The following is a 25,826-nucleotide window of genomic DNA, read 5'->3' on the forward strand; positions in this document are numbered from 1 at the left end:
GAGTTAACTAATTGATTACAAAAATCTTTGCGTTCTATATGTCCCCGGCCCGTTAGCTTGACCCACGCTTGGCCGCGCCCATACCGTCAATCGGAGTAGCCAGGCGTTGCCGGCCGCTCACCGTGAGCTGGCCTCGTTGAAAATGCTTGCGCGCGAGCAGGTTTACGGCGATGTTGACTTGTCGCAATTGCGGGCCGGATATCAGGGCGTCCCCCGCTGACACCTAACGAGGGAAGCGACGATGCAAGATACCGAACGGCAGCTTCACCACGGTGGGACGCACCAGCGAATTGCGCGCCTACGATCAATCATCCGGCACGACTTACCCTCATCACTCGTGGTTTTCCTTGTCGCACTTCCGTTGTCGCTGGGGATTGCGATTGCCTCGAATGCGCCGGTGCTGGCCGGGCTGATCGCCGCGATCGTCGGCGGCATCATCGTCGGTGCGGTCGGCGGATCGCCGCTGCAAGTCAGCGGGCCCGCGGCCGGGCTCACCGTGGTCGTCGCCGATCTGGTCTCCGATTTTGGTTGGGGTGTAACGTGTTTGATCACCGTCGCCGCGGGCGTTCTCCAGGTCGCGCTGGGGCTTAGCCGGGTGGCACGAGCCGCGCTGGCCATCTCGCCCGTCGTCGTGCACGCGATGCTGGCCGGCATCGGGATCACCATCGCGCTGCAACAGGCACACGTCCTGCTGGGCGGAAAATCCAAAAGCACTGCCTGGCACAACGTTATCGGGCTGCCCGGTCAAATCATCGGGGCGCACCGGCCCGGAGTCCTGCTGGGAATTCTGGTCATCGCCATCCTGATCGCGTGGCGTTGGGCCCCGTCGAAGGTGCGCGTCATTCCGGGGCCGCTGGTCGCGATTGTCGTAGTGACCGTGATCTCGGTGGCATTTCCGTTCCACGTGAGGCGGATTGACCTCGACGGGTCACCGCTGGATGCGGTGCAGCTGCCTGATCTTCCCGACGGGGATTGGACCGCCGTCGCGATCGGCGTCATCACAGTCGCGCTCATCGCCAGCGTCGAGAGCCTGCTGTCCGCGGTGTCCATCGACCGGATGCACAACGGGCCACGCACCGACTTCAACCGCGAGTTGATGGGGCAGGGCGCTGCCAACATCGTCTCGGGGACGATTGGTGGCCTACCGGTCACGGGTGTAATCGTGCGCAGCTCAACCAATGTCACCGCCGGCGCAAAGACCCGCGCCTCGTCGATCATGCACGGCCTATGGATCCTGCTGTTCAGCATTCCCTTCGCGGGATTGGTCGACCAGATCCCGACCGCGGCACTCGCCGGCCTTCTCATCGTCATCGGGATCCAGCTGCTGAAGCCCGCTCATATCGAAACCGCAATGAAGCATCGGGATCTCGCCGTCTACGTCGTCACCGCGGTCAGCGTCGTCTTCCTCAATCTGCTACACGGCGTGATGATCGGGCTCGCGCTGGCCATCGTGTTGACCGGGTGGCGGGTGATCCGGGTCAAAGTCGATGCCCAGTGGTCGGGCGACGAATGGCGGGTAACCGTCGAGGGTGCGGCGTGCACGTTCCTTGCCCTCCCCCGGCTGACCCGGGTGTTGTCGTCGATCCCGCTGGGTCAGACCGTGACGGTCAACATTGCCGTCAGCTATCTGGATCACGCTGCGCACCAGGCGATTACCGATTGGCAACGACAGTACGAGGCCACGGATGGCGCGGTCCGGGTCCAGGGCGTGGTCGAGATAGGTCATTTCATTCGCCGGCCGGACACCGAACTCGTGGAAGGCGAAAGGCCCGAGGCGGCCGCGTAAACGCCGGTGCTACGCGGGCCGGAACCGCAGCGCCACGCCGTTCATGCAGTACCGCAGGCCCGTTGGTTGGGGGCCGTCGTCGAAGACGTGGCCGAGGTGCCCGCCGCAGCGGCTGCACAGCACCTCGGTACGGGCCATGCCCAGGGTGCTGTCCTGCTTCTCGAGTACGGCGTTGGGCAGGGCCTTCCAGAAGCTCGGCCAGCCGGTGCCGCTGTCGAACTTGGTGGTGGACGAGAAGAGGTCCTGCGCGCAGCCCGCACACCCGAAGATCCCGGTGCGGTGCTCATCATTGAGCGGGCTGCTGTAGGGCGACTCGGTAGCCGCCGTGCGCAGCACGGCGTACTGCTGCGGGGTCAGAAGTTGCCGCCACTCCGCGTCGGTATGGGTGACCGCGAATGCATCGGTCGGCATGCCCGGCGCAGCGGCCGCAAGGGGGGCACCCTGTGCGATACACCCGGCGAGCGCGCCCAACACCGCGGCGCCGAGCAATATGCGCCTGCGGGTCACATCCGGCCGCGACGACGGTGGCGTGGGGGAAGTCATCTTCCCCATCGTAGGCCGTTCGCCGCCGCGCCGTCAGTCCCGCGCCATCGCCTCTAACCGGCGGATACGGTCCTCGATCGGCGGGTGCGTGGAAAACAGCGAGCCGATGCGCTCACCCGTACGAAACGGGTTGGCGATCATCAGGTGTGCCTGGCTCGCCAGTTGCGGCTCCGGCGGCAACGGCGCCGCCTGCACGCCCCCGGAGATCTTGCGCAGCGCCGTAGCCAAGGCCAGTGGGTCGCCGGTCAATACGGCGCCCGACTCGTCAGCCTGGTACTCCCGCGACCGGGACACGGCCAGCTTCACCACGGTCGCCGCGATCGGTCCCAGCAGCGAAACCAGAAGCAGCCCAAAGCCTCCCATGGGATTCTCTTCGTCGCGGTTGCCGCCGAACATTCCGGCGAACATGGCCATGTTGGCCAGCGCGGTGATGATCGATGCCATCGCCCCGGCCACGCAGGAAATCAGGATGTCGCGGTTGTACACGTGGGACAACTCGTGTCCCAGCACGGCGCGCAGCTCGCGCTCGTCGAGGATCTGCAGAATGCCCGTGGTGCAGCACACGGCGGCATTGCGCGGATTGCGGCCGGTGGCGAAAGCGTTGGGTGCGTTGGTGTCACTGATGTAGAGCCGTGGCATCGGCTGGTGCGCAGCGGTGGCCAGCTCGCGGACGATCCGGTAGATCACCGGCGCCTGCAGTTCGGTCACGGGCTGGGCGTGCATCGCGCGCAGTGCCAGCTTGTCGCTGTTGTAATACGTGTAGATGTTGATCCCGACGGCGAACAGCACCGCCAGCCACATCATCGTCGGCCCGAAAAGCCGGCCGACGAAAACGATAAACGCAGACATAGCGGCCAACAGGGCGAACGTCTTCAGGCCGTTGGCATGGGAATGCCAGGTCATCAGCGTCCTCCTTGAAAAGACCTAGAACACTCGCGAAATGCTGAGTACAGAATATTGAACGCCCGGGATGACCTTCCGGGTTCCACAGCGCGCTAGCCGTGCCGGCTCACCGTGTATTCGACTAACGTCTCCAACGCGCGGCGGCCCGCAACATCGGGCAAAAGGGCCAGCTCATCGCGGGCTTGTGCGGCGTACTGCGCCAGAAAGTCCTTGGCCTGGGCCATGCCAGGCGACGCCCGCAACAACGTCAGCGCCTCGGTCACCGCGTCGTCATCTTCGACGGGTCCGGCCAGCAGTTCGCGCAGCCGATCTCCATCCGGTCCGGGTTCGCGCAGGGCGTACACCATCGGCAGGGTGTGCACGCCCTCGCGCACGTCGGTGCCGGGCAGTTTGCCCGACTCGTGGGAATCGCTGTCGATGTCGATGATGTCGTCCGAGATCTGAAACGCGGTGCCCACGATGCCGCCCAGCCTGCTCAGCCGGGCCACCACCTCGCCGTCGGCTCCGGAGAACATCGCGCCGAACTCGCCGGCCGCGGAGATCAGGCAGGCCGTCTTCTCGTACACCACCTTCAGGTAGTGCTCGATGGAGTCCGTTCCCTCGGCGACACCACGGGTCTCGCGCATCTGCCCGGTGACCAGCTGGGCGAACGTCTCGGCGATCAGCCGCACCGCGTCGGGCCCCAGCCGTGACACCAGCCGCGACGCCGTCGCGAACAAGTAGTCGCCGGCCAGGATGGCGACGTTGTTGCTCCAGCGGACATTGGCGGTCGGCGCCCCGCGGCGCACCTCAGCCTCGTCCATCACATCGTCGTGATACAGCGTGGCCAGGTGCACCAGCTCGATGACCGCCCCGGCAATTGCCACCTCATCGGCATTGGGGTTGGGTCCGATCTGCGCTGACAGCACGGTGAATAGCGGTCGGAACCGCTTTCCGCCCGCCTTGAACAGATGCGTCAGCGAGTCGGTCATGACCTGGTCGGCGCTGCCCAGTTCGAAATCCATGAGCTGCTCGATTTTCTCGACGCCATCGCGCACCGTCGCGGCGAACGCGGCATCGCCGAAGTCGAAGCCCGCCACCACCGTCGCCGGAGTACTCACCCGACCAACATACTGGTGAGGGTGAACACTAAGGCCGACGTGGTGGTCGTGGGCGCCGGACCTGCCGGTTCGGCGGCCGCTGCCTGGGCAGCTCGCGCGGGCAAGGACGTCCTCGTCGTCGACTCGGCCACTTTCCCGCGTGACAAGCCCTGCGGTGACGGGCTCACGCCGCGCGCGGTGGCCGAACTGGAACGGCTGGGCCTGGGCGACTGGCTGAACACCCGCATCCGGCACCGGGGCCTGCGGATGAGCGGTTTCGGCGGCGAGATCGAAGTGGATTGGCCCGGACCGTCATTCCCCTCCACCGGCAGCGCGGTGGCCCGCCTCGAGCTCGACGACCGAATCCGCAAGGTCGCCGAGGAATCCGGCGCGCGAATGTTGCTCGGGTCTAAAGCCGTTGCCGTACAACATGACTCATCGCAGCGCGTGGTCTCGCTGACCTTGGCCGACGGCACCGAGGTGGGCTGTCGCCACCTCATCGTCGCCGACGGCGCCCGGTCACCGCTGGGCCGAAAGCTGGGCAGGAGCTGGCACCAGGAGACGGTGTACGGCGTCGCGGCCCGCGGATATTTGACGACAGAACGCAGCGAGGACCCCTGGCTGACCTCACACCTGGAATTGCGGTCCCGCGACGGCACGGTGCTGCCCGGCTACGGCTGGATCTTCCCGCTGGGCAACGGCGAGGTGAACATCGGCGTCGGGGCACTGTCCACGGCGAAACGACCGGCCGACCTGTCGCTGCGGCCCCTGATCAACTACTACACCGACCTGCGCCGCGACGAGTGGGGCTTCACCGGCCCGCCGCGGGCCGTGTCGTCGGCGCTGCTCCCGATGGGCGGCGCGGTGTCCGGGGTGGCCGGGCCGAACTGGATGCTGATCGGCGACGCCGCGGCCTGCGTGAACCCCCTGAACGGCGAGGGCATCGACTATGGACTGGAGACGGGCAGGCTGGCCGTCGAGCTGCTGGACTCGCGCGACCTGTCGACGGTGTGGCCGTCGTTGTTGCAGCAGCACTACGGCCGGGGATTTTCGGTCGCACGACGGCTGGCGTTGCTGCTGACCTTCCAGCGGTTCCTGCCCACCACCGGGCCCATCGCGATGCGTTCGGACACGCTGATGACCATCGCCGTGCGGGTGATGGCCAACCTGGTCACCGACGACGACGCAGACTGGGTGGCACGGGCCTGGCGCGGCGGCGGCCGCGTATCTCAGCTCATCGACCGCCGAAAACCGTTTAGCTGAGCCAACTTTCTTGCCCGCAATCGTACGCGTGCACAATATCAACTTCATTGACATGTATCAGGATGGTTGAGATACGATGGGCCCATGACTCAACCAACTGATTTCGAGTTCGAAAACGCCTACCGCGGCGAATCGACCCAGTTCGGCGAGGGAGTGCGACCGCCCTGGAGCATCGGCACCCCGCAACCGGAGCTGTCCGCCCTGATCGATCAGCGCAAGTTCCACGGCGACATCCTCGACGTGGGCTGCGGGGAAGCCGCCATTTCGCTGACGCTGGCCGAGCTCGGCCACACGACGGTGGGTCTCGACCTGTCCCCGACCGCGATCGAGCTGGCCCGTCGCGAGGCCGAGAAGTGGGGTCTGACCAAGGCCACCTTCGAGGTCGCCGACATCAGCAACTTCACCGGCTACGACGGCAGGTTCGGCACCATCGTGGACAGCACCCTGTTCCACTCCATCCCAGTGGAGGCGCGCGAGGGTTACCAGCGGTCGATCAGCCGCGCCGCCGCCCCCGGCGCCTCCTACTTCGCCCTGGTCTTCGACAAGGCCGCCATGCCGGCGGGCCCGATCAATGCGGTGACCGCCGACGAGCTGCGCGAGGTGGTGTCGAAGTACTGGGTCGTCGACGAGATCAGGCCCGCGCGCCTGCACGCAAACGCCCCGAAGGACTTCTTCGGCATGCCCGGTGTCACCGACGTGCGCGAGGAACCCAGCGGCCTGGTCTCCATCGGCGGCTGGCTGTTGTCGGCGCATTTAGGCTGACCATTGGCCCGCGCCGGTTCAAACTCGACGTGTATAGTCCGGCTAATGAGGGGTACCAAGCTGGTCACATCCGCCGCTTTGGCAGCAGCAGCAATCGCGCTGGCAGTGCCCGCGCTGAATTCTACCGCTCCCGCGCTGGCCGACCCGCCGCCAACGGCGCCATACCCGACGCCGAGGACGCCGTCGCCGCCCAGCGACTACGACGCCCCGTTCAAGAACACCGTCAACGGCTTCGGCATCTACCAGCCGCAAGACCAGCTCGCGTGGCTCGGCAAGATCACCTGCGACCGGTTGGCCCACGGTGTGGACCACGACGCATACGCGTCGGCCAACTTCCTGCAGAAGAACCTGCCGCGCGGCACCACCCAGGGGCAAGCCTTACAGTTCCTCGGAGCGGCGGTCGACCACTACTGCCCGGACCAGGTCGGCATCGTGCAGGCCGCCGGCAACAACCACTAGGTTCGTTTCACCGCAGCGGCTTGTGCGCGGCGTGTAGCGCCACAATGCCGCCGGTCAGATTGCGCCACCGCACTCCCGACCACCCGGCTTGTTCGATTTGGTGCGCCAGCGCCGCTTGGTCGGGCCACGCCCTGATGGATTCCGCGAGGTATACGTAGGCGTCGGGATTGCTGGACACCGCCCGCGCCACCCGAGGCAGCGCCTGCATCAGATATTCCTTGTAGGCGGTGGCGAACAATGTGTTTGTGGGCGTGGAGAACTCGCACACCACCAACCGGCCCCCGGGCCGCGTGACGCGGGCCATTTCACGCAGCCCCGCCAGCGTGTCGACGACGTTGCGCAGCCCGAAGCTGATGGTGACCGCGTCGAACACACCGTCACCGAACGGGAGCCTGGTGGCGTCGCCGGCCACCTTGGGCACCTTGCGCGCACCGCCGGCCGTCAGCATCCCGACCGAGAAATCGGCCGCCACGCACCACGCACCGGATTTACTCAGCTCTTCGGTGGACACCGCGGTGCCGGCGGCGAGGTCGAGCACCTTCTGGCCGGGCCCGATCCGCAGCGCCCCGCGGGTGGCTCGCCGCCAGGCGCGGTCCTGACCGAGTGACAGCACCGTGTTGGTCAGGTCGTAGCGACGGGCGACGCCGTCGAACATCGACGCGACGTCCCGGGGGTCCTTGTCCAGGGCCGCGCGATTCACGACCTGAACGCTACCTTGCCTCGGGATCGGGAATCAGACGACGGCGGATGCGTTGCACATGCGCGTGAGCGAAAAAGTTTGGTTGATCACCGGTACATCGCGTGGATTCGGGCGCTCCTGGGCGATTGCCGCGCTGGAGCGGGGCGACAAAGTGGCCGCCACCGCGCGCAACACGGCCTCGCTGGATGACCTGGCGGAGAAATACGGCGACGCGTTGCTGCCCATTGCGTTGGACGTCACCGATCGCGAGGCGGACTTCGCCGCGGTCAAGCAGGCACACGACCACTTCGGGCGATTGGACATCGTGGTCAACAACGCCGGCTATGGCCAGTTCGGCTTCGTCGAAGAGCTGTCCGAGCAGGACGCACGCGATCAGATCGAAACCAATCTGTTCGGCGCGCTGTGGATCACCCAGGCCGCCTTGCCATACCTGCGGGCACAGCGCAGCGGTCACATCATCCAGGTGTCCTCGATCGGGGGCATCTCGGCGTTTCCGTTGGTCGGCGCGTATCACGCGTCCAAGTGGGCGCTGGAGGGCTTCTCGCAGGCGCTGGCGCAGGAGGTCGTCTCGTTCGGGGTGCACGTCACGCTGATCGAACCGGGCGGTTTTGACACCGATTGGGCGGGCCCGTCGGCAAAGCACGCCGCGCGGCTGTCCGACTATGACGAGGTGCGCGCCGCGGTCGAGGCCGAACGCAGCACGCGGTGGGCCAATCCCGGCAATCCGGAAGCGTCGGCGGCCGCGCTGCTGAAGGTGGTGGACGCCGAGGAGCCGCCGTTGCGGGTCTTCTTCGGCGCCTCGCCGCTCGCGACGGCCAAGGCCGACTACGAGAGTCGGTTACGCACCTGGGAGCAGTGGCAGCCGGTCGCCGAGCTCGCGCAGGGCTGACTTTCTTTGTAGCCGGCGGTTGCCGTTACGCATACCGGCGAAGCGACGTGCGCGGTTTGGCGCCCGCATAGGGCGATTGCACCGCCCAGTAATGGCCGAGCAGTTCGTCGCAGATGGCCGACCAGCTGCGGGCCAGCACGCTGCGCCGGGCCGCCTGCGAATAGCGTGGTCGCTCTTCGAGCAGGTGGTCGACAGCGGCGGGCAGCCGGGACTCGAACTCGTCGACGGGCAGCAAAAGTCCAGTGCGCCATGGGGTTACCAGGTCGCGTGGTCCGCCCGCGTCGGGCGCGATCACCGGCAACCCGGAGGCCAGCGCCTCTTGCACGACTTGGCAGAACGTCTCGTGCTCGCCGGCGTGCACGAAGACGTCCATGCTGGCATACGCTGCGGCCAGGTCGTCACCGTAGAGCGCACCGGTGAAAACTGCTGAGGGCATTGCCGATTGGAGCTTGGCCCGGTCGACACCATCGCCGACGATGACGACCTGGACCGCGTCGCCGGCCGCCAGTGCGGCAAGGCGCTCCACATGCTTTTCCGGAGCGAGACGACCAACGAACCCGACGATCGGCTTATTGTCCGGCGACCAGTGCCGCCTGAGCAGCTCGTCGCGGCCCGACGGCGCGAAGCGGATCACGTCGACACCGCGAGCCCACTGGTGAACTCGCGGAATACGATGAGCGACAAGGGATTCCACTGTTGCGGTGGATGGCGCCAGGGTGCGGTCCGCTAGGCGGTGCAGGTGGCGGAACCACGCCCACGCCGCCCGCGTCGTCATCCCGATGCCGTAGCTCTCCGCGAAGCCGGGAACGTCGGTTTGATACACCGCGACCGTCGGCACGCCCAAGTAGCGGGCGGCGCGGACCCCGCCATATCCGAGCAGCGCCGGCGACGCGAGGTGAACCACGTCGGGTTCGAATGCGCGCAGCATCTTCAGCATTCGGGGCATGGGAACACCGAGCGGCAGCGTGGTCACCTTCGGAAACATGCGAGACGGCACCCGGTGCACCTGGACGCCGTCGTGAATGCGGTCGGCAGGGGGTTCACCCGGCGGGTTGTCGGGTGCGATAACGAGGGCCTCGTGGCCGTTTTGGCGCAAATGCTCGAGCACCCGGACCACCGAGTTGCTGACGCCGTTGACATGCGGGAGGAAAGATTCTGCGACGATGGCAACGCGCACACCCCCACGGTGGCAGCTTTGACTGTCGTTAAGGTTGCCGACGGGCATACGCGACGCGAAATCTCCTGCTCAACATGGGATCAACTACCGCCAGTAACCTGCCCGGACTCGACCTGATCGTCCAATCGCTTGTCCAGCAGGGCCAGCCCCCCCAGCGTAACCAGCGCGACAAGCCATGCCACCACCGCTATGGACCCCGCCGGGATGATCGCCAGCCCGGCGTTGCGGTGCTGGACTCGGACCAGATTGGGGTCACTTTTGTTGTATTCCACGTATATCCGCATGCCGGTGGACAATTCGGACGGATATAGCACGCCGAGCTCCGGTCGGTAGGTAACCCGCTCGGGTGTGACGAACTCAATAGTCGAGCGCCGCGGTCCGGCGCTGAGCACCTCGGCCTGCGCCACACCCATATTGTGTTGAATGGCAACGTCGTCGCGCCAGGCACCGGCTACCAGCAACACCGACTGCAGCGTCACCAAACCGGCGATGATGAGCACCGTGATGCGCACCCACCGCAACACGGCCCTCGCCCGGGTATCCGGCGGTTCATCGCTGCGCCCGTGGATCAAGATGCGCAGCAGGGCCTTTGGCGATCTCACAGGGCAGCTCTGATGGCGGCGTGCAACTGCCGCAGCGAGGACCGGTCGGCCTTGACCTCCAATACCCGCATGCCGGTGCCGGATTCGCTTAGCGCCGCTCCCAGTTCGTCGACCTCGATCTGCCGGCTCTCCACGTGATAGGCGCGACACAGCGCGCCCACGTCGACGTCGTGCGGCGTGCCGAAGATCCGGGAAGACACGTCGGAAAACCGCGGGTCACCCTGCTCGAGTAACTCGAAGATCCCGCCGCCGTTGTCATTGGACACCACGATGGTCAGGTTTCGTGGCGTCGGCTCGGTGGGGCCGATCAGCAGTCCGGAGCTGTCGTGCACGAAGGTCAGGTCGCCGAGCAGCGCGACGGTGCGGGCCGGACTCTCCGGGGTGCCGGTGCGCTCGTGGGCTAAGGCCGCCCCGATCGCCGTCGACACGGTGCCGTCGATGCCGGCGACCCCACGATTGGACCGCACCCGGATGCCTTCGGTGTCCAGGCCCACCAGTGCGGCATCGCGGACCGGGTTCGACGCGCCCAGCACGAGCTGATCGCCGGGCCGCAGCGCGTCGGCCACGGCGGCGGCGACATGCAGGCCGGTGGTCAACGGGTGAGCCGCCAGCTGATCGCGGACCGCCGCGAGCGCGTGCTCGTGCACCTGGGCGCAACGCTGCAACCACGCCGGATCGGGCGTGCCCGACGTGACCGCCCGGGTGCCGGTGGCCGCCGAGTTACCCGAGACATCCGGCCAGCGCGGCCCGGTGGTCAGCGCGTACACCGGCACCCGCGGGTCGGCCAGCAGCGCCGACACCGGGCGGTGCAGGGTCGGGCGGCCCAGCATGATCACCTGCTTGGGGTGCAGCAGCGGCAACGCCAACGGGTGCAACGGGTTGGTTGCGGGCAGCGCAGTCGGCTCGGCCACCGTCGGCAGCTGAGCGAGGGTGGGCTGCGGGCCCGCACCGTGCCCGGCGATGACGACGGTGTCGATCGACAGATCGATATCCAGTGGCTGGTCGAAGGTGACCGGCGGCGTGTAGGTCCATGGCTTGCCGTCGGGGCGGCCCGGCGGGATCACCGCACCGCGGGGTTCCGGGTCGGGTACCAACGGCTCGCGCAGCGGAATGTCGAAGTGCACGGGACCGGCGTTGGCGGTGCGAGAACCCGTGGCAGCGGCCAACACTCGGCAGGTGGCCGATCGCCAGGTGGCATTGAGCGAATCCAGCCGATCGGGTGCGTCCTCGGCCAGACCCAGGTTGATCATGGCGCGCACCTGGGTACCGAAGTAGCCGAGCTGCTCCATGGTCTGGTTCGCGCCGGTGCCCAGCAGTTCGTAGGGCCGGTTGGCCGACAGCACGATCAACGGCACCCGCGCGTAGTTGGCCTCGACCACCGCCGGGCCGAGATTGGCTACGGCGGTGCCCGACGTCATCGCAACGCAGACGGGTGCGCCTGCGGCGATCGCCAGGCCGATGGCCAGAAAGCCCGCGGTGCGTTCGTCGATGCGGACATGCAACCGGATTCGCCCGGAGCGGTCGGCGTCGTGCAACGCGAATGCCAGCGGCGCGTTGCGTGAGCCGGGGCACAACACCACATCGCGAACACCGCCGCGAATCAGCTCGTCAACGACGACGCGGGCCTGTGTCGTCGACGGGTTCATTCCTACAGGGTGTCACAGCCCGCTGACGATGCGGGCCGCGAGCGGCCCGGGGAGGAAGCGGGCAATTAAGGCACAGCCGGGGCTTGGACAGCTCATGCGTTGACGCTGGCGAAGAACTGCAGCGCCGCGTTGTTGACCGCCTCCGGCCGCTCCAGGAAGCCGAGATGCCCGGCGTCGGGTATCTGCAGGTAGCGGCCGTTGGGCAGGGCGGATGCGACCTCGCGTCCGAGGTGCGGCGGCGTCACCACATCGTCGGAGAAGCCCATCACCAGTACCGGCGCCGCGATGCTGCGGTACGCCGGCAACCGGTTGTTCTTGGGAGACACCCCCAGCTGGCAGCGCAGCCCCGCAGTGCGTTGCACGGGCCACGTGCTGAACATGGTGAACCAGTCGGCGACGGCCGCGTCATCGTTGATCGTCTTGCGCGAAAAGCTTTCCAGCAGGCGAACTTTCGCCTCGTAAGCGGGCGGCAGCTGGATGCCCGACCCGTAGAGCTCGTCCTCGGCCTCGTGAAACGACTGACGGGCTCGGTCCAGGCGGCCGCGGGTAGCCATCAGGACGGCGGCGTGCACCAGCTCGGGCCGGGCCACCATGAGTTCCTGCGCGATGAACGCCCCCATCGACACTCCGACGATGCGGGCCGGGGCGGCGCCCAGGGATTCGATCAGTTCAGCCGTGTCGGCGACCATGGTCTGCGTCGTGAAGCCTTCGGCGCTTCCGGTGGCACCGATGCCGCGATTGTCGAACGTAATGACGCGGTATCCCGCCTGCAGAAACGCCGGAACCTGATGCGGCAGCCAGGTACGCCCCGGTCCGCCTTGGCCGGCGATAAAGACCACGGGGTCACCCGACCCGCGGTCGTCGTAAGCCAAATTAATCACTCGACGACGGTACAAGCAGCGGATAGCAGGCGTTGACCCGGTCGATCCACCACTGTCGCCGCTCGGGCGGCGCGGCCAGGGCGCGCAGCCGTTCGGGGTCCGGCGTCACCGGCCCGACGGCCAGGCTTCCGTCAACGGGCGCGGCGATCTCGGCGACATCGTCGACGAAGAGGCCGCCCGTCCCCAACCCGCAGGCATGCTCGAGGCGCGGCAGCGCGGCCGCCGCGCTCAGCCCGGCCGCGATCCCCACCGCGGAGTCCAGCGCGCTGGAGACCACGACCGGGATGTCGATCTGCGCGGCGATCTCGAGCAGGGCCGAAATGCCGCCCAGTGGAGCAACTTTGAGCACCGCGATGTCGGCGGCGTGAGCCCGGACCACGGCAAGTGGGTCGGCGGCCTTGCGGATGCTTTCGTCGGCCGCGATCGGCACGTCGACGCGCCGGCGCAGCTCGGCGAGCTCGTCGACGCCTGCGCAGGGCTGTTCGAGGTACTCCAGCGGGCCGTCGGCCGTCAGGGCCGCCGCGGCCCGGGCCGCCTGCTCGACGGTCCAGCCGCCGTTGGCGTCCACCCGCACCGTCGCAACCAGTTCGCGCACCGCGTTGACCCGCTCGACGTCGTCGGCCAGCGTCTGCCCCGGCTCGGCGACCTTGACTTTCGCCGTACGGGCGCCGGGAAAGCGGGCCAGCACCTCGGGTACCTGAGCAGCGGCGACGGCGGGCACGGTGGCGTTGATCGGGATGCGGTCGCGCCGCGGCGGGGGTGGCTGCCGGTAGGCGCCCTCGATGCCGGAGGCCAGCCAGGCGGCGGCCTCCACCGGCCCGTATTCGACAAACGGCCCGAACTCCCCCCACCCGGCCGGGCCTTCGAGCAACGCGACCTCACGGGTGGTGATGCCGCGAAAGCGCACCCGCATCGGCAGCGCCACCACGTGCAGGCGGTCCAGTAGTTCCGCCAGCCGCGGCGTCACTGCTGATAGACCTGGCGGCCCGCCAGATACGTGGCCCGCACCTCGAGGTCCGCGATCCGCTCGGGCGGCACCGTGCGCGGATCGGCCGACAGCACCACCAGGTCCGCGTATTTGCCGACCTCGAGCGAGCCGATCACGTCGTCGGCGAACAACTGATACGCGGCGTCGATGGTCTGCGCGCGGATCGCCTGGTCGACGGTCAGACACTCTTCGGGCGCCAGCACCCGGCCGCTGGGCGCCGTGCGGGTCACCGCCACGCTGATGTTGCGCAGCGGCTCTTCGGGTGTGACCGGCGGATCGTTGTGCAGCGAGATGCGCATGCCGGTGGCCACCGCGGATCCTGCTGGCATCCAACGGGATCCGCGCTCTTCGCCGAACAGCCCGTCGACAATGACGTCGCCCCAGTAGTGGATCTGGTCGACGAAGATGCTGCAGGTGACGCCGAGATCGGCGGCGCGTTGCAGTTGCTCGTCACGAATGGCGCCGACGTGCTCGAGCCGCAGCCGGTGGTCGTCGCGCGGATTGCGTTGCAGCGCTTCCTCATACACGTCGAGGATGGTGTCGACGCCGGCGTCGCCCTGCACATGGCAGGCCATCTGCCAGCCCAGCGGGTAGTAGGCGGCGACGATTTCTCGCAGCTGTTCGGCGGTGTAGTTCGCGCATCCGCAGGAGCCGGGCGTCACACCGATGGTGCGGGTCGCATCGGTGTCCAGGTAGGGAAAACTCAGCGCGATGTTGCCGATCCACGGCGAGCCGTCGACCCAGATCTTGATGCCGACCTGGCGCAGCATGTCGTCGCCCTCGCCGGGGCTTGCGGTGGTGGACATCTGCGGATTGGAGACCTCGTAGGTCCGCAGCCGCACCGTTAGCTTGCCGCTCAGCTCCTCGACCAGCGGCCCGAAATTCGGGTCGAACGCCATCTCCGAACACGTGGTCAGCCCGGCGCGGTTGAGCCGCACACACTCGTCGAGCAGCATCGCCGGGTAGCTATCGGCCTGGATGGCGCCACTTAGCAGCGGAAACACCGCGGCGATTTCCTCGGCGGTGCCGTCGAGTTCACCGTCGGCATCCCGGCCGTACTTGGCGCCCTTCGGGTCGGGGGTGTCGCGGGTCAGCCCGTTGAGCTGCGCGGCGCGCGAATTGAAGAAGGCCTTGTGCCCGGAGTTGTGGATGATGACCAGCGGGCTGTCCGGCGCGACGTCGTCGAGCCAGGCCAGCGTGGGATCCGGCAGACCCGACTGCAACAGCGCGTCCCAGCCGTTCAGGTAGGCGCCGGTCGCCCCCCGCTTTGCCACCTCGTGGTGGATGGCCGCGACCACGTCGTCGGGGTCGGGGATGGTGACCGGGCGGATGTCGACGAGCCGGTCCGACAGCGCGACGGCCTCCATTAGCGGATGGCCATGCGCCTCAATAAATCCCGGCATGACGCAGCCGTCGCCGATGTCGATGGTCCGGGTGTCGGGGCCGACGTGCGCGGCGACCTCGGAGCGCGAACCGACGGCGACGATTCGGCCGTCGGCCACGGCGAGCGCCTCGGCGGTGGGCTGGGATTCATCGACGGTCAATACGGTTCCGGTGATGACTAATTCAGCGACGGGGTCTGCATCGGCCATGGGCAGAAAGCCTAGTGGCGATCGCGAGTGCGGTGTAGCCGTAAGAAGCGGGTCGCCACGGAAAGCCCAGTCTGCGGCCGCCCTTCGAGGGGGTAGCAGACAAGAATTGCAACACGTTCTAGTCTGGCCACATGAGTGACGATCTGTTGCGCCATCCGACCCATAACGGCCACTTGCTAGTAGGCGCCCTCAAGCGCCACAAGAACCGTCCGGTGCTGTTTCTTGGCGACACCACGCTGACCGGTGGTCAGCTTGCCGAGCGGATCAGCCAGTACACGCAGGCGTTCGAGGCGCTGGGCGCCGGCACCGGCGTGACTGTGGGGCTGCTGGCGCTGAACCGGCCCGAGGTGCTGATGATCCTCGGCGCCAGCCAAACCCAGGGCTATCGGCGCACCGCCCTGCACCCGCTGGGGTCGCTGGACGACCATGCCTACGTCCTCTCCGACTGCGGCGCCAGCTCGCTGATCGTCGACCCCAACCCGGCGTTCGTCGAGCGCGCGCTGGGGCTGCTGGAGAAGGTGGACTCCCTCAAGCAGGTCCTCACCATCGGCCCGGTACCCGAGGCTTTGAAAGATGTGGCGGTCGACCTGTCGGCCGAGGCGGCCAAATACGAGCCCAAGCCGCTGGTGGTGGCCGAGTTGGCACCCGACCACATCGGGGGCATGGCGTACACCGGCGGCACCACCGGCAAGCCCAAGGGCGTCATGGGCACCACCGGGAACATCGCCGCGATGACGCAGATCCAGCTCGCGGAATGGGAATGGCCGGAGCACCCGCGGTTCTTGATGTGCACCCCGCTGTCGCATGCGGGTGCAGCGTTTTTCACGCCGACGGTGGTCAAGGGCGGCGAGATGGTGGTGCTGGGAAAGTTCGATCCGGCCGAGGTGCTGAAAACCATTGAAGAGCAGAAGATTACGGCGACCATGCTGGTGCCGTCGATGCTGTACGCGCTGATGGACCACCCGGATTCGCACACCCGGGACCTGTCGTCGCTGGAGACCGTGTACTACGGCGCCTCGGCGATGAACCCGGTGCGGCTGGCCGAGGCGATCCGGCGGTTCGGCCCGATCTTCGCCCAGTACTACGGCCAGTCCGAGGCGCCGATGGCGATCACCTACCTGGCCAAGACCGATCACGACGAGAAACGGCTGACCTCGTGTGGACGGCCGACGCTGTTCGCGCGCGTGGCGTTGCTGGGCGAGGACGGTAAGCCGGTGCCGCAGGGTGAGCCTGGCGAGATCTGCGTCAGTGGGCCGCTTTTGGCGGGCGGCTACTGGCAGCTGCCCGAAGCGACGGCCGAGACGTTCAAGGACGGCTGGCTGCACACCGGCGACATGGCCCGCGAGGACGAGGACGGCTTCTACTTCATCGTCGACCGGGTCAAGGACATGATCGTCACCGGCGGCTTCAACGTCTTCCCCCGCGAGGTCGAGGACGTCATCGCCGAGCATGCGGCCGTCGCGCAGGTGTGCGTGGTCGGCACGCCGGACGACAAGTGGGGCGAGGCCGTGACCGCCGTGGTGGTGCTGCGCTCCGACGCCCCGACCGACGACGCCGCGATCGAGGCGATGACCGCCGAGATCCAGGCCGCGGTCAAAGACCGCAAGGGTTCGGTGCAGTCACCCAAGCGGATAGAGATCGTCGACGCGCTGCCGTTGACCGGGCTGGGCAAGCCGGACAAGAAGGCGGTGCGGGCGCGGTTCTGGGAGGGCGCCGGCCGCGCCGTCGGCTAGGTAGCGATCCCCGCCGCCAGTAGGTCGAGCATGCGGCCGGTCTGCTCCCGCGAGCCGCTGGCCAGGAAGATGCCGATCAGGCTGGACACCACATCGTCGGCCTGGACGTCGGCGCGCAGGCCGCCGCCCTCGGCGCCGGCCCGCAGCAGCAGGTCGACGGCGCCGACGATGCTGTCGCGAGTCTGACTGGGCTCCATGGCGCCTGAGTCGAAGATCGCGTGCAGCGACTCGGCCATCCCGCGCTTGGCGGCCACGAAGCTCGCGTAGCGGTCCATCCAGCGACGCAGCGCGGCCGCAGGCGGATGCCGGGTGAGCAGCTGCCCCGCCGCGGCGGCGACTTCGGCGAGCTCGGCCCGGTAGATCGCCTCGACCAGGGCTTCCCGGGTGGGGAAATGGCGGTAGAGCGTGCCAATCCCGACGCCGGCCTCGCGCGCGATCGACTCCAGCGACACCGGTCGGCCCTCGGCGCTGGCGAAGGCCGCGGTGGCCACCTCGAGGAGCTTCTCGCGGTTCCGGCGTGCGTCGGACCGGCGTGGTGCGGCCAAAGCGGAGGATCCTCCGTTTCTGTTATGCTCGGGCAAGCGGAGGGTCCTCCGCATTTATCGAGTGTCTCACGATCTAGGAGCACCATGACGGACACACCACAGCCGGGCGGAGTCGGCAGCATCGGCACGGCGGCAGTCGCCCGCGTCGGCTACGGGGCCATGCAGCTGTTCGAAGACGTGACGGCATCCGACGCCACCGCGGTGCTGCGCCGAGCCGTCGAACTCGGCGTCAACCACATCGACACCGCGTCGTTCTATGGCCCCGGCGAAGTCAATCGACGCATCCGCGCGGCACTGGCCCCCTACCCTGACGACCTCGTCATCGTCAGCAAGGTCGGCGCGCGCTACACCGGCGAAAACCCGATACCGCTGGCCGCCGCGCAACGGCCTGCCGAGCTGCGTGCGGCCGTCGAAGACGACCTGCGCCAACTGGGCCTCGACTGCGTTCCGGTGGTCAATCTGCGGCGCCTCGACCTGGGGCCCGGCCTGGCCGCCGAGGGCGACCAGATCGTCGACGTCGACGATCAACTGGCCGAGATGATAGCGCTGCGCGACGAGGGCAAGATCGGCGCGATCGGCATCAGCGCCGTACCGCTGGACGTGCTGCGGCGCGCACTGCCGGCCGGGATCGTCTGCGTGCAGAACGCCTACAGCCTGATCGACCGGACGCAGGAAGCGACGCTGCAGGCGTGCGTCGCCGAGGGCATCGCGTGGGTGCCGTACTTCCCGCTGGGCTCTGCGTTCCCGGGCTTTCCCAAGGTCACCGACAACCCCGTGGTGCTCGACATCGGCGGTGAACTCGGCGCCACACCCGCCCAGGTGGGGCTGGCGTGGGTGTTGGCGCACGCGCCGAACACGTTGCTGATTCCCGGCACCCGGTCGATCGCGCACCTCGAGGAGAACTTGGGCGCGGGGTCCGTCGCGCTGGGGGCCGACGCGCTCGCGCGGCTGGACGGCGTCACCGCACCGGGCGACGGCCCGCAGTTCCACGGCTTGGCCAGCTTCCAAGAACCGGTCCAGGAGGCGCCGACCGCCTGACTACTGTGACAGGCATGGCAGATGCTGAAAGCGTCAAGCCGCCGTGGTGGCTGAAACCGGCGAACAAGGTGTTCATTCAGATGTCGCGGCTGGGGCTGAGCTTCGGCGGTGAGAGCCCGGTGGTGTTGACCGTGCCGGGCCGCAAGTCGGGCACGCCCCGGTCGACGCCCGTCACCCCCATGACGGTGGACGGCAAACGGTACGTCGTCGCCGGCTTCCCCGGCGCGGACTGGGTACGAAACGTCAGGGCCGCGGGCGAAGTCACGGTCAGCCGTGGCCGCACCCGGGAGCGGGTACGGATGGTGGAGTTGTCCGCCGCTGAGGCGCGTCCGTTCCTGCGGGTCTTCCCGACCGAGGTGCCGACGGGCGTCGGTTTCATGAAGCGAGCCGGCCTGGTCACCGAAGGTCGTCCCGACGAGTTCGAGGCGCTGGCCGGCCGTTGCGCCGTGTTTCGCCTCGACCCGGCATAGGAGTTGAACCCCTTGAGCGGTAATCCCTTTGACGCACACGCCTGGCGGGAAGTCGACGGGTTCGGCGATCTGACCGACATCACCTATCACCGCCACGTCGACGATGCGACGGTGCGGGTGGCGTTCGACCGGCCCGAGGTGCGCAACGCGTTTCGCCCGCACACCGTCGACGAGCTGTACCGGGTGCTCGACCACGCCCGGATGTCCCCTGATGTCGGTGTGGTGCTGTTGACCGGCAACGGGCCGTCGCCGAAGGACGGGGGCTGGGCATTTTGCTCCGGCGGCGATCAGCGTATCCGTGGGCGCTCCGGCTACCAGTACGCCTCCGGCGAGACCGCCGACACGGTCGACGCCGCCCAGGCAGGCCGGCTGCACATCCTCGAGGTGCAGCGGCTGATCCGGTTTATGCCCAAGGTGGTCATCTGCCTGGTCAACGGGTGGGCCGCCGGTGGCGGGCACAGCCTGCACGTGGTCTGCGACCTGACCCTGGCCAGCCGCGAGCACGCCCGCTTCAAGCAGACCGACGCCGACGTCGGCAGCTTCGACGGCGGCTACGGCAGCGCGTATCTGGCCCGTCAGGTCGGCCAGAAGTTCGCCCGCGAGATCTTCTTCCTGGGCCGGCCGTACACCGCCGAACAGATGCACCACATGGGCGCGGTCAACGAGGTCGTCGAGCATGCCGACCTGGAAAAGGTCGGCATCGAGTGGGCGGCGGCGATCAACGCCAAATCGCCTCAGGCGCAACGGATGTTGAAGTTCGCGTTCAACTTGCTCGACGACGGTCTGGTGGGCCAGCAGTTGTTCGCGGGCGAGGCGACCCGGCTGGCGTACATGACCGATGAGGCCGTCGAGGGCCGCGACGCGTTCCTGGAGAAGCGGCCACCCGACTGGAGCCCCTATCCGCGCTACTTCTAGTCGGCGACGGCCACCCCTTTAGACTCCCGACGTGTGAGCAAAAGTCCGCTTCGCCGGTTCCGAGATCAGATCGTGCTGGCAAGCATGCGGCCGCCCGGTGGGCCGCAGGTGCTGGTCAACCAGCCCGTCGCCAAACCGATTGACCTGAACGGCAAGCGGATTCTGCTGACCGGGGCATCGTCTGGCATCGGCGAGGCGGGGGCCGAACAACTGGCCCGCGAGGGCGCCACCGTGGTGGTCGTCGCCCGTCGTCAGGACCGGCTGGACGCGCTGGCGAAGCGGATCACGGCCGCGGGCGGCAACGCGATATCGATCCCGTGCGACGTCTCGGACATGGATGCCGTCGACGCACTCATCGCCGATGTCGACGAGCGCATCGGCGGCGTCGACATCCTGATCAACAACGCCGGCCGGTCCATCCGCCGCTCGCTGGCCGAGTCGCTGGAGCGCTGGCACGACGTCGAGCGGACGATGGTGCTCAACTACTACGCGCCGCTGCGCCTGATCCGCGGCCTGGCCCCCGGCATGCTCGAGCGCGGCGACGGTCACATCATCAACGTGTCGACCTGGGGTGTGCTGTCGGAGGCCTCGCCGCTGTTCTCGGTGTACAACGCGTCCAAGGCCGCGCTGTCGGCGGTGAGCCGCGTCGCCGAGACGGAGTGGGGCCGGCGAGGCGTGCATTCGACGACGCTGTACTACCCGCTGGTGGCCACGCCGATGATCGAGCCCACCCGCGCCTACGACGGGCTGCCCGCTCTCACGTCCGAAGAGGCCGCCGAGTGGATGGTGACGGCGGCGCGGCGGCGGCCGGTGCGGATCGCGCCGCGGATGGCCATCGCCGCGCGGGCGCTGGACATCGTCGGGCCCCGTTTCGTCAACACCATCATGGCGCGCCAGAACCTGCAGCCGAACCGAGAAGGAAGTAGCTGACCCATAAGGGCCAGCGACGTGATAGACACACCCCCATGGAGATCCTGTCCAGCCGGATGCTGCTTCGTCCGGCGGACTATGAGCGGTCGTTGACGTTCTACCGCGACGAGATCGGCCTGGCGATAGCCCGCGAATACGGCGCGGGCACAGTATTTTTCGCCGGCCAATCTTTGCTGGAGCTGGCCGGCTGGAGCAGTCCGGACCATTCCCGGGGAGCCGTCCCCGGGGCACTGTGGCTACAGGTCCGCGACATCGAGGCGACCCAGGCTGAGCTGACGGACCGCGGGGTACCGATTGCCCGTGAGGCGCGGCGCGAACCGTGGGGTCTCAAGGAGATGCACGTGACCGATCCGGATGGCCTTACGCTGATCTTCGTCGAGGTGCCGGGTGACCACCCATTACGCCGCGACACCCGAAGTGAACGCCAGGGAAAGTCCGGTTAACTGACAGGTAACATCTGGCGACGAGTCGAGATATACCTGCGATTACCTTCCCCGAGCATTCGACAATTTAATTCCCCAACCATCAGAATCAGGCGCTGTGGACATACAACTGTTCCTCTTGATCATTGTCGTAGTTACGGCACTCGCGTTCGATTTCACCAACGGCTTCCATGACACCGCCAACGCGATGGCAACCTCCATCGCCAGTGGTGCGCTGAAGCCCAAGACTGCCGTCGCGTTGTCCGCGGCGCTCAACCTGGTGGGCGCATTCCTCTCCACCACCGTCGCGGCAACAATCGCCAAGGGCCTCATCGATTCCAGCGTCGTGTCGCTGGAACTGGTGTTCGCCGGGCTGGTCGGCGGTGTGGTCTGGAACCTGCTGACCTGGCTGCTCGGTATTCCTTCGAGCTCGTCGCACGCCCTGATCGGTGGCATCGTCGGCGCCACGATCGCCGCGGTCGGCGCCCACGGGGTGATCTGGCACGGCGTGATGTCGAAGGCGATCATCCCGGCCGTCGTGTCGGTGTTCATTGCCCTCATCGTCGGCGCAGTCGCGACCTGGGCGGTCTTCCGGATCACCCGCGGCCTGCAGAAGGAGCGCACCGAAGCCGGGTTCCGGCGCGGCCAGATCGGCTCGGCGTCGCTGGTCTCGCTGGCCCACGGCACCAACGACGCGCAGAAGACGATGGGCATCATCTTCCTGGCGCTGATGTCGTACGGCTCGGTCAGCAAGAGCGCCGCGGTCCCGCCGATGTGGGTCATCGTGGCCTGCGCCCTGGCGATGGCGACGGGTACCTACCTGGGCGGCTGGCGAATCATCCGCACCATGGGCAAGGGACTCGTCGAAATCACGTCGCCGCAGGGGATGGCCGCCGAATCATCCTCTGCCGCAGTCATTCTGCTGTCCGCTCACTTCGGCTACGCGCTGTCGACCACGCAGGTCTGCACCGGCTCGGTGATGGGCAGCGGAGTGGGCAAGCCCGGCGGCGAGGTGCGCTGGGGTGTGGCCGGACGCATGGCGGTCGCGTGGTTGGTGACGCTTCCGCTGGCCGGGCTGGTCGGGGCGGTCACCTACTGGATCGTGCACTACATCGGCGGCTACCCCGGCGCGATCGTCGGGTTCGGACTGCTGATCGCGGTCTCCACCGTCATCTACATGCGGTCGCGCAAGAACAAGGTCGACCAACACAACGTCAACGACGAATGGAAAGGTGACCTGACCGCCGGGCTCGAAGAGCCACCCAGTTCCGGGAGCCCCAAAGTAGGCGACGACAGCGTTAGCGCCGGGAGTGCATCATGAGCCAGTTCAGCGAGTGGTTCAACTACGAGGCCTCTCTGAAGATCTTGTTCTTCAGCATGCTGGCCGGGGCCGCACTGCCGGGGCTGTTCGCCTTCGGGATCCGGCTGCAGGCAGTCGGGGCCGGGGCCGCCGGCGCCGAGGGCACCACGTCGCAGAAGAACCCTGTGCTGACCGGACTGGCCTGGCTGATCTACGCACTGGTTGTCACAGTGATCGTCATCGGCGTGCTTTACATCGCACGTGATTTCATTGCCCACCACACGGGGTATCCGTTCCTGGGGGCAAAGCTTAAGTAACATCGAATCGTCGTCCACGAACAACCGAGCCCCCGGGCGGAGTGATCAAGTGAACCGATTCCTGAGTTCGGTCGTCTCGTGGCTGCGCGCGGGTTATCCGGAAGGCGTCCCGCCAACCGATACCTTTGCGCTACTTGCGCTGCTGGCCAACCGGTTGTCCAACGACGAGGTCAAGCTCGTGGCCAACGAGCTGATGCTGCGCGGTGACTTCGACAAGATCGACATCGGCGTGATGATCAGCAAGCTCACCGACGAGCTGCCCGCGGAATCGGACATCGAGCGGGTGCGAGCCCGGTTGGCCGCCAAGGGTTGGCCACTGGACGACGCGCAGGACGACACGGACGATAATCTCAACGGCGAGGCGCACGCATAGCTGTTCTGCGTGCCCTCAGCGTCTCTCCAGGCTCCGCCGTCGCCGTGCTGCTGCCCGCCGTGGAGCGGGTGCTGACTGGTCGTGACCCCGCGCTCGTCGTGGTGCCGACTGACGGCGACGATGCTCTGACGGCGGGCTTGCGGGTGGGCGAGGCCGTCGACGACGACGTGGCCCTGGTGGTGGCGACCTCGGGTACCACCGGTGCGCCCAAGGGCGCCCTGCTCACTGCATCCGCGCTGACCGCCAGCGCGGATGCGACTCACGATCGTCTCGGCGGTCCTGGCCGCTGGCTGCTGGCCTTGCCGTCGCATCACATCGCCGGAATTCAGGTGCTGGTGCGCAGCCTGCGCGCCGGGTCGACGCCCGTCGAACTCGACGTCTCCGCGGGCTTCGATATCGCCGAATTACCCGCTGCCATCGCAAGGTTGGGCGCCGGGCGGCGGTACACGTCGTTGGTTGCCGCCCAGTTGGCCAAGGCCATCGTCGACCCGGCCGCAGCGGCCGCGCTGGCCGAACTGGACGCCGTCCTGCTCGGCGGCGGGCCGGCTCCGCGGCCGGTCCTGGACGCCGCCGCGGCGGCCGGCATCGCGGTGGTCCGCACGTATGGGATGAGCGAGACCGCGGGCGGCTGCGTCTACGACGGCGTCCCGCTCGACGGCGTGCGGCTGCGGGCTCTCACCGACGGGCGCATCGCGATCGGGGGCACGACGCTGGCCAAAGGGTACCGCAATCCGGTCGACCCCGATCCGTTCGCCGAGCCCGGCTGGTTTCGCACCGACGACCTGGGCTCCGTCGACGAGGCCGGTGTGCTCACCGTGCTGGGCCGTGCCGACGACGCGATCAGCACGGGCGGGCTGACCGTGCTGCCGCAACCGGTCGAGGCGGCGCTGGCCACCCATCCCGCCGTGAGCGACGTCGCGGTCTTCGGTGTCGCCGACGACCGGCTCGGCCAGCGGGTGGTCGCGGCTGTCGTGCCACGCGACGGGTGGGCGGCGCCGACGCTGGACGCACTGCGGACACACGTGGGCCAGACGCTGGACGCCACCGCCGCCCCGCGCGAGCTGCACATCATCGACGCATTGCCGCGGCGCGGCATCGGCAAGGTGGACCGCGGGGCGTTGGCGCGCCGGTTCGCCGCCGATCAATAGGCTGAACGCTTGTGAGAGTCTCTCGCCGGGAAACGGCCGCCGTCGGCGCCGGGGCCGTCCTCGTGGCGGCCGCGGTCCTGCTGCCGCGCCTTGATCGCGGGGTCAGACCTCGCCTCGACATCGGTCCCGAGCGGTTTGGCACCCACGAGCAGGCGTCCCCGCTGTTCGGCACGTGGGAGATTCACGCGAGCTGGGGAACGGTGCCCGCCATCCTGATCGCCATGGCCGCAGTGGCTTGGGGACCTGTTGTGGCACAAAGGCTTTCGTGGCGATCACTGACGCTGGTCAGCTGGGCGGTCGCCTGCGGGTGGGCGTTCGCGCTGGCGATGATCGACGGCTGGCAGCGCGGCTTCGCCGGCCGGTTGACCAGGCCGGAAGAGTATCTGTCGCAGGTGCCGGGCATCACCGACATTCCGGCGGCGGTGCGCACGTTCGCCGGCCGGATTGTCGACTACCAGCCGAACTCGTGGGTGACGCACGTGTCGGGGCATCCGCCGGGTGCGCTGTTGACGTTCGTCTGGCTCGACCGGATCGGCCTGCACGGCGGCGCCTGGGCCGGGTTGCTGTGCCTGCTGGCCGGGTCCAGCGCGACCGCGGCCGTGCTTGTCGCGGTCCGCGCGCTGGCCGATGAGCAAACCGCAAGGCGGGCAGCGCCATTCGTCGCGGTGGCGCCGACGGCGATCTGGGTGGCGGTCTCGGCCGACGGATACTTCGCCGGGGTCGCGGCCTGGGGCATCGCACTGCTGGCGGTGGCCGTGCACCGCCGACTTCGGTTCCCCATTCTGGTCGCGGCTGCGGCGGGCCTGCTACTCGGGTGGGCGGTTTTCCTCAGTTACGGCCTGGCGCTGCTCGGCCTTCCGGCGTTGGCCGTGCTGGCGTCCGCCCCGAGTCGGCAGACAGCGCTGCGGGCGTTCGGTCCGGCGGTCGCGGCCGCCCTGGCCGTGGCGGTGAGTTTCGCCGTCGCCGGGGTCTCCTGGGTCGATGGTTATACCCTTGTGCAGCAACGTTATTGGCAGGGGATCGCGAGATACCGGCCGTTCCAGTACTGGTGGTGGGCCAATCTAGCCTCGGCGGTGTGCGCGATCGGGCTGGGCAGTGTCGCGGGCATCACCCGCGTGTTCGACGCGGCCGCCATCCGTCGGCGCTGCGGCTTACACTTGCTGCTGCTGGCAATGCTGGCCGCTATCGCCTGCGCAGACCTGAGCATGCTGAGTAAGGCGGAGGTCGAGCGAATATGGTTGCCGTTCACCTTGTGGCTCACCGCGGCGCCGGCGCTGCTGTCGGTGCGGTCGCATCGAGTGTTGCTGGCGCTGAACGTCGTTGGCGCGCTGCTGGTGAACACCGTCATGGTGACGAACTGGTAGG

27 protein-coding genes are annotated in these 25,826 nt (G+C 67.8%); 16 read left to right on the forward strand and 11 right to left on the reverse strand.

The window, feature by feature from the left end:
- Window positions 1–241: 241 nt before the first annotated feature.
- Complete coding sequence (locus MNAB215_RS04635; RefSeq protein ID WP_077077657.1) at window positions 242–1,786, forward strand: SulP family inorganic anion transporter; 1,545 nt, start codon at window positions 242–244, stop codon at window positions 1,784–1,786.
- A gap of 9 nt (window positions 1,787–1,795) precedes the next feature.
- On the opposite strand, the gene msrB is transcribed toward MNAB215_RS04635, so the two are convergent.
- The 3 genes from msrB to grcC1 all read right to left on the reverse strand — a co-directional run bounded on the left by msrB (window position 1,796) and on the right by grcC1 (window position 4,332).
- A complete protein-coding gene (gene msrB / locus MNAB215_RS04640; protein ID WP_077078418.1) occupies window positions 1,796–2,329 on the reverse strand; it encodes a peptide-methionine (R)-S-oxide reductase MsrB in 534 nt (177 codons plus the stop codon).
- Window positions 2,330–2,362: 33 nt separating this feature from the next.
- The gene (gene htpX / locus MNAB215_RS04645; protein WP_077077658.1) at window positions 2,363–3,232 is read right to left on the reverse strand and encodes a zinc metalloprotease HtpX; all 870 of its coding nucleotides are present in this window, start codon (window positions 3,230–3,232) and stop codon (window positions 2,363–2,365) included.
- Between the two features lie 92 nt (window positions 3,233–3,324).
- Window positions 3,325–4,332 carry a nonaprenyl/(2E,6E)-farnesyl/geranylgeranyl diphosphat synthase gene (gene grcC1 / locus MNAB215_RS04650; protein WP_077077659.1) on the reverse strand — a complete coding sequence of 336 codons (1,008 nt, stop codon included), beginning with the start codon at window positions 4,330–4,332 and terminating at the stop codon, window positions 3,325–3,327.
- A gap of 21 nt (window positions 4,333–4,353) precedes the next feature.
- On the opposite strand from grcC1, the gene menJ reads away from it, so the two are divergent.
- The 3 genes from menJ to MNAB215_RS04665 all read left to right on the forward strand — a co-directional run bounded on the left by menJ (window position 4,354) and on the right by MNAB215_RS04665 (window position 6,795).
- Entirely contained in the window at window positions 4,354–5,574 is a 1,221-nt protein-coding gene (menJ, locus tag MNAB215_RS04655; protein ID WP_425436397.1) for a menaquinone reductase, read from the forward strand.
- An 84-nt stretch (window positions 5,575–5,658) separates the two neighbouring features.
- On the forward strand, window positions 5,659–6,336 hold the full coding sequence (locus tag MNAB215_RS04660) for a class I SAM-dependent methyltransferase (protein ID WP_077077661.1): 678 nt from the start codon (window positions 5,659–5,661) through the stop codon (window positions 6,334–6,336).
- A gap of 45 nt (window positions 6,337–6,381) precedes the next feature.
- Window positions 6,382–6,795: a DUF732 domain-containing protein gene (locus MNAB215_RS04665; protein ID WP_077077662.1), complete on the forward strand. Its 414-nt coding sequence runs from the start codon at window positions 6,382–6,384 to the stop codon at window positions 6,793–6,795.
- Between the two features lie 7 nt (window positions 6,796–6,802).
- Here the strand turns inward: MNAB215_RS04665 and MNAB215_RS04670 are convergent, their stop codons facing one another.
- Window positions 6,803–7,495: a demethylmenaquinone methyltransferase gene (locus MNAB215_RS04670; RefSeq protein ID WP_077077663.1), complete on the reverse strand. Its 693-nt coding sequence runs from the start codon at window positions 7,493–7,495 to the stop codon at window positions 6,803–6,805.
- A gap of 64 nt (window positions 7,496–7,559) precedes the next feature.
- Here MNAB215_RS04670 and MNAB215_RS04675 point away from each other — a divergent pair, with 64 nt between their 5' ends.
- Complete coding sequence (locus MNAB215_RS04675) at window positions 7,560–8,384, forward strand: SDR family oxidoreductase (protein ID WP_077078419.1); 825 nt, start codon at window positions 7,560–7,562, stop codon at window positions 8,382–8,384.
- 25 nt (window positions 8,385–8,409) lie between these two features.
- Here MNAB215_RS04675 and MNAB215_RS04680 read toward each other — a convergent pair whose 3' ends face one another.
- The 6 genes from MNAB215_RS04680 to MNAB215_RS04705 form a co-directional block, all read right to left on the reverse strand.
- Window positions 8,410–9,561, reverse strand: coding sequence for a glycosyltransferase family 4 protein (locus tag MNAB215_RS04680; protein ID WP_077078420.1), 1,152 nt, complete (start codon window positions 9,559–9,561; stop codon window positions 8,410–8,412).
- Between the two features lie 80 nt (window positions 9,562–9,641).
- A complete protein-coding gene (locus MNAB215_RS04685) occupies window positions 9,642–10,163 on the reverse strand; it encodes a DUF3592 domain-containing protein (RefSeq protein WP_077077664.1) in 522 nt (173 codons plus the stop codon).
- Window positions 10,160–11,809: a 2-succinyl-5-enolpyruvyl-6-hydroxy-3-cyclohexene-1-carboxylic-acid synthase gene (gene menD / locus MNAB215_RS04690; RefSeq protein WP_077077665.1), complete on the reverse strand. Its 1,650-nt coding sequence runs from the start codon at window positions 11,807–11,809 to the stop codon at window positions 10,160–10,162. Before menD ends, MNAB215_RS04685 begins: the two co-directional genes overlap by 4 nt.
- A 92-nt stretch (window positions 11,810–11,901) precedes the next feature.
- Window positions 11,902–12,690 carry an alpha/beta fold hydrolase gene (locus MNAB215_RS04695; RefSeq protein WP_077077666.1) on the reverse strand — a complete coding sequence of 263 codons (789 nt, stop codon included), beginning with the start codon at window positions 12,688–12,690 and terminating at the stop codon, window positions 11,902–11,904.
- On the reverse strand, window positions 12,683–13,657 hold the full coding sequence (locus tag MNAB215_RS04700) for an o-succinylbenzoate synthase (protein ID WP_077077667.1): 975 nt from the start codon (window positions 13,655–13,657) through the stop codon (window positions 12,683–12,685). The genes MNAB215_RS04695 and MNAB215_RS04700 overlap by 8 nt, the downstream gene beginning before the upstream one ends.
- Entirely contained in the window at window positions 13,654–15,270 is a 1,617-nt protein-coding gene (locus MNAB215_RS04705) for an amidohydrolase (protein ID WP_077077668.1), read from the reverse strand. Before MNAB215_RS04705 ends, MNAB215_RS04700 begins: the two co-directional genes overlap by 4 nt.
- Window positions 15,271–15,401: 131 nt before the next feature.
- On the opposite strand from MNAB215_RS04705, the gene fadD8 reads away from it, so the two are divergent.
- A complete protein-coding gene (gene fadD8, locus MNAB215_RS04710; RefSeq protein WP_077077669.1) occupies window positions 15,402–17,003 on the forward strand; it encodes a fatty-acid--CoA ligase FadD8 in 1,602 nt (533 codons plus the stop codon).
- On the opposite strand, the gene MNAB215_RS04715 is transcribed toward fadD8, so the two are convergent.
- Complete coding sequence (locus MNAB215_RS04715; protein WP_077077670.1) at window positions 17,000–17,548, reverse strand: TetR/AcrR family transcriptional regulator; 549 nt, start codon at window positions 17,546–17,548, stop codon at window positions 17,000–17,002. The genes fadD8 and MNAB215_RS04715 overlap by 4 nt on opposite strands.
- Before the next feature lie 84 nt (window positions 17,549–17,632).
- Here MNAB215_RS04715 and MNAB215_RS04720 point away from each other — a divergent pair, with 84 nt between their 5' ends.
- From MNAB215_RS04720 to MNAB215_RS04765, 10 genes are all read left to right on the forward strand, one after another.
- A complete protein-coding gene (locus tag MNAB215_RS04720) occupies window positions 17,633–18,586 on the forward strand; it encodes an aldo/keto reductase (RefSeq protein ID WP_077077671.1) in 954 nt (317 codons plus the stop codon).
- A 14-nt stretch (window positions 18,587–18,600) separates the two neighbouring features.
- A complete protein-coding gene (locus tag MNAB215_RS04725; RefSeq protein ID WP_077077672.1) occupies window positions 18,601–19,056 on the forward strand; it encodes a nitroreductase family deazaflavin-dependent oxidoreductase in 456 nt (151 codons plus the stop codon).
- Window positions 19,057–19,068: 12 nt separating this feature from the next.
- A complete protein-coding gene (locus MNAB215_RS04730; protein WP_077077673.1) occupies window positions 19,069–19,971 on the forward strand; it encodes a 1,4-dihydroxy-2-naphthoyl-CoA synthase in 903 nt (300 codons plus the stop codon).
- A gap of 33 nt (window positions 19,972–20,004) precedes the next feature.
- A complete protein-coding gene (locus tag MNAB215_RS04735) occupies window positions 20,005–20,901 on the forward strand; it encodes an SDR family oxidoreductase (RefSeq protein WP_077077674.1) in 897 nt (298 codons plus the stop codon).
- 35 nt (window positions 20,902–20,936) lie between these two features.
- Window positions 20,937–21,344 carry a VOC family protein gene (locus tag MNAB215_RS04740; protein ID WP_077077675.1) on the forward strand — a complete coding sequence of 136 codons (408 nt, stop codon included), beginning with the start codon at window positions 20,937–20,939 and terminating at the stop codon, window positions 21,342–21,344.
- A gap of 97 nt (window positions 21,345–21,441) precedes the next feature.
- On the forward strand, window positions 21,442–22,644 hold the full coding sequence (locus tag MNAB215_RS04745) for an inorganic phosphate transporter (RefSeq protein WP_077077676.1): 1,203 nt from the start codon (window positions 21,442–21,444) through the stop codon (window positions 22,642–22,644).
- On the forward strand, window positions 22,641–22,940 hold the full coding sequence (locus MNAB215_RS04750; protein ID WP_077077677.1) for a hypothetical protein: 300 nt from the start codon (window positions 22,641–22,643) through the stop codon (window positions 22,938–22,940). The genes MNAB215_RS04745 and MNAB215_RS04750 overlap by 4 nt, the downstream gene beginning before the upstream one ends.
- A gap of 49 nt (window positions 22,941–22,989) precedes the next feature.
- Entirely contained in the window at window positions 22,990–23,313 is a 324-nt protein-coding gene (locus MNAB215_RS04755; protein WP_077077678.1) for a DUF3349 domain-containing protein, read from the forward strand.
- Window positions 23,314–23,357: 44 nt separating this feature from the next.
- Complete coding sequence (gene menE, locus MNAB215_RS04760; protein WP_217348905.1) at window positions 23,358–24,461, forward strand: o-succinylbenzoate--CoA ligase; 1,104 nt, start codon at window positions 23,358–23,360, stop codon at window positions 24,459–24,461.
- 11 nt (window positions 24,462–24,472) lie between these two features.
- Window positions 24,473–25,825 (forward strand): hypothetical protein, encoded by a 1,353-nt coding sequence (locus tag MNAB215_RS04765; RefSeq protein ID WP_077077680.1) that lies wholly within the window; start codon window positions 24,473–24,475, stop codon window positions 25,823–25,825.
- The last annotated feature ends 1 nt before the right edge of the window (window position 25,826 follow it).

The sequence above is a fragment of the Mycobacterium numidiamassiliense genome, from assembly GCF_900157365.1.
GTDB classification, from domain to species: Bacteria; Actinomycetota; Actinomycetes; order Mycobacteriales; family Mycobacteriaceae; genus Mycobacterium; species Mycobacterium numidiamassiliense.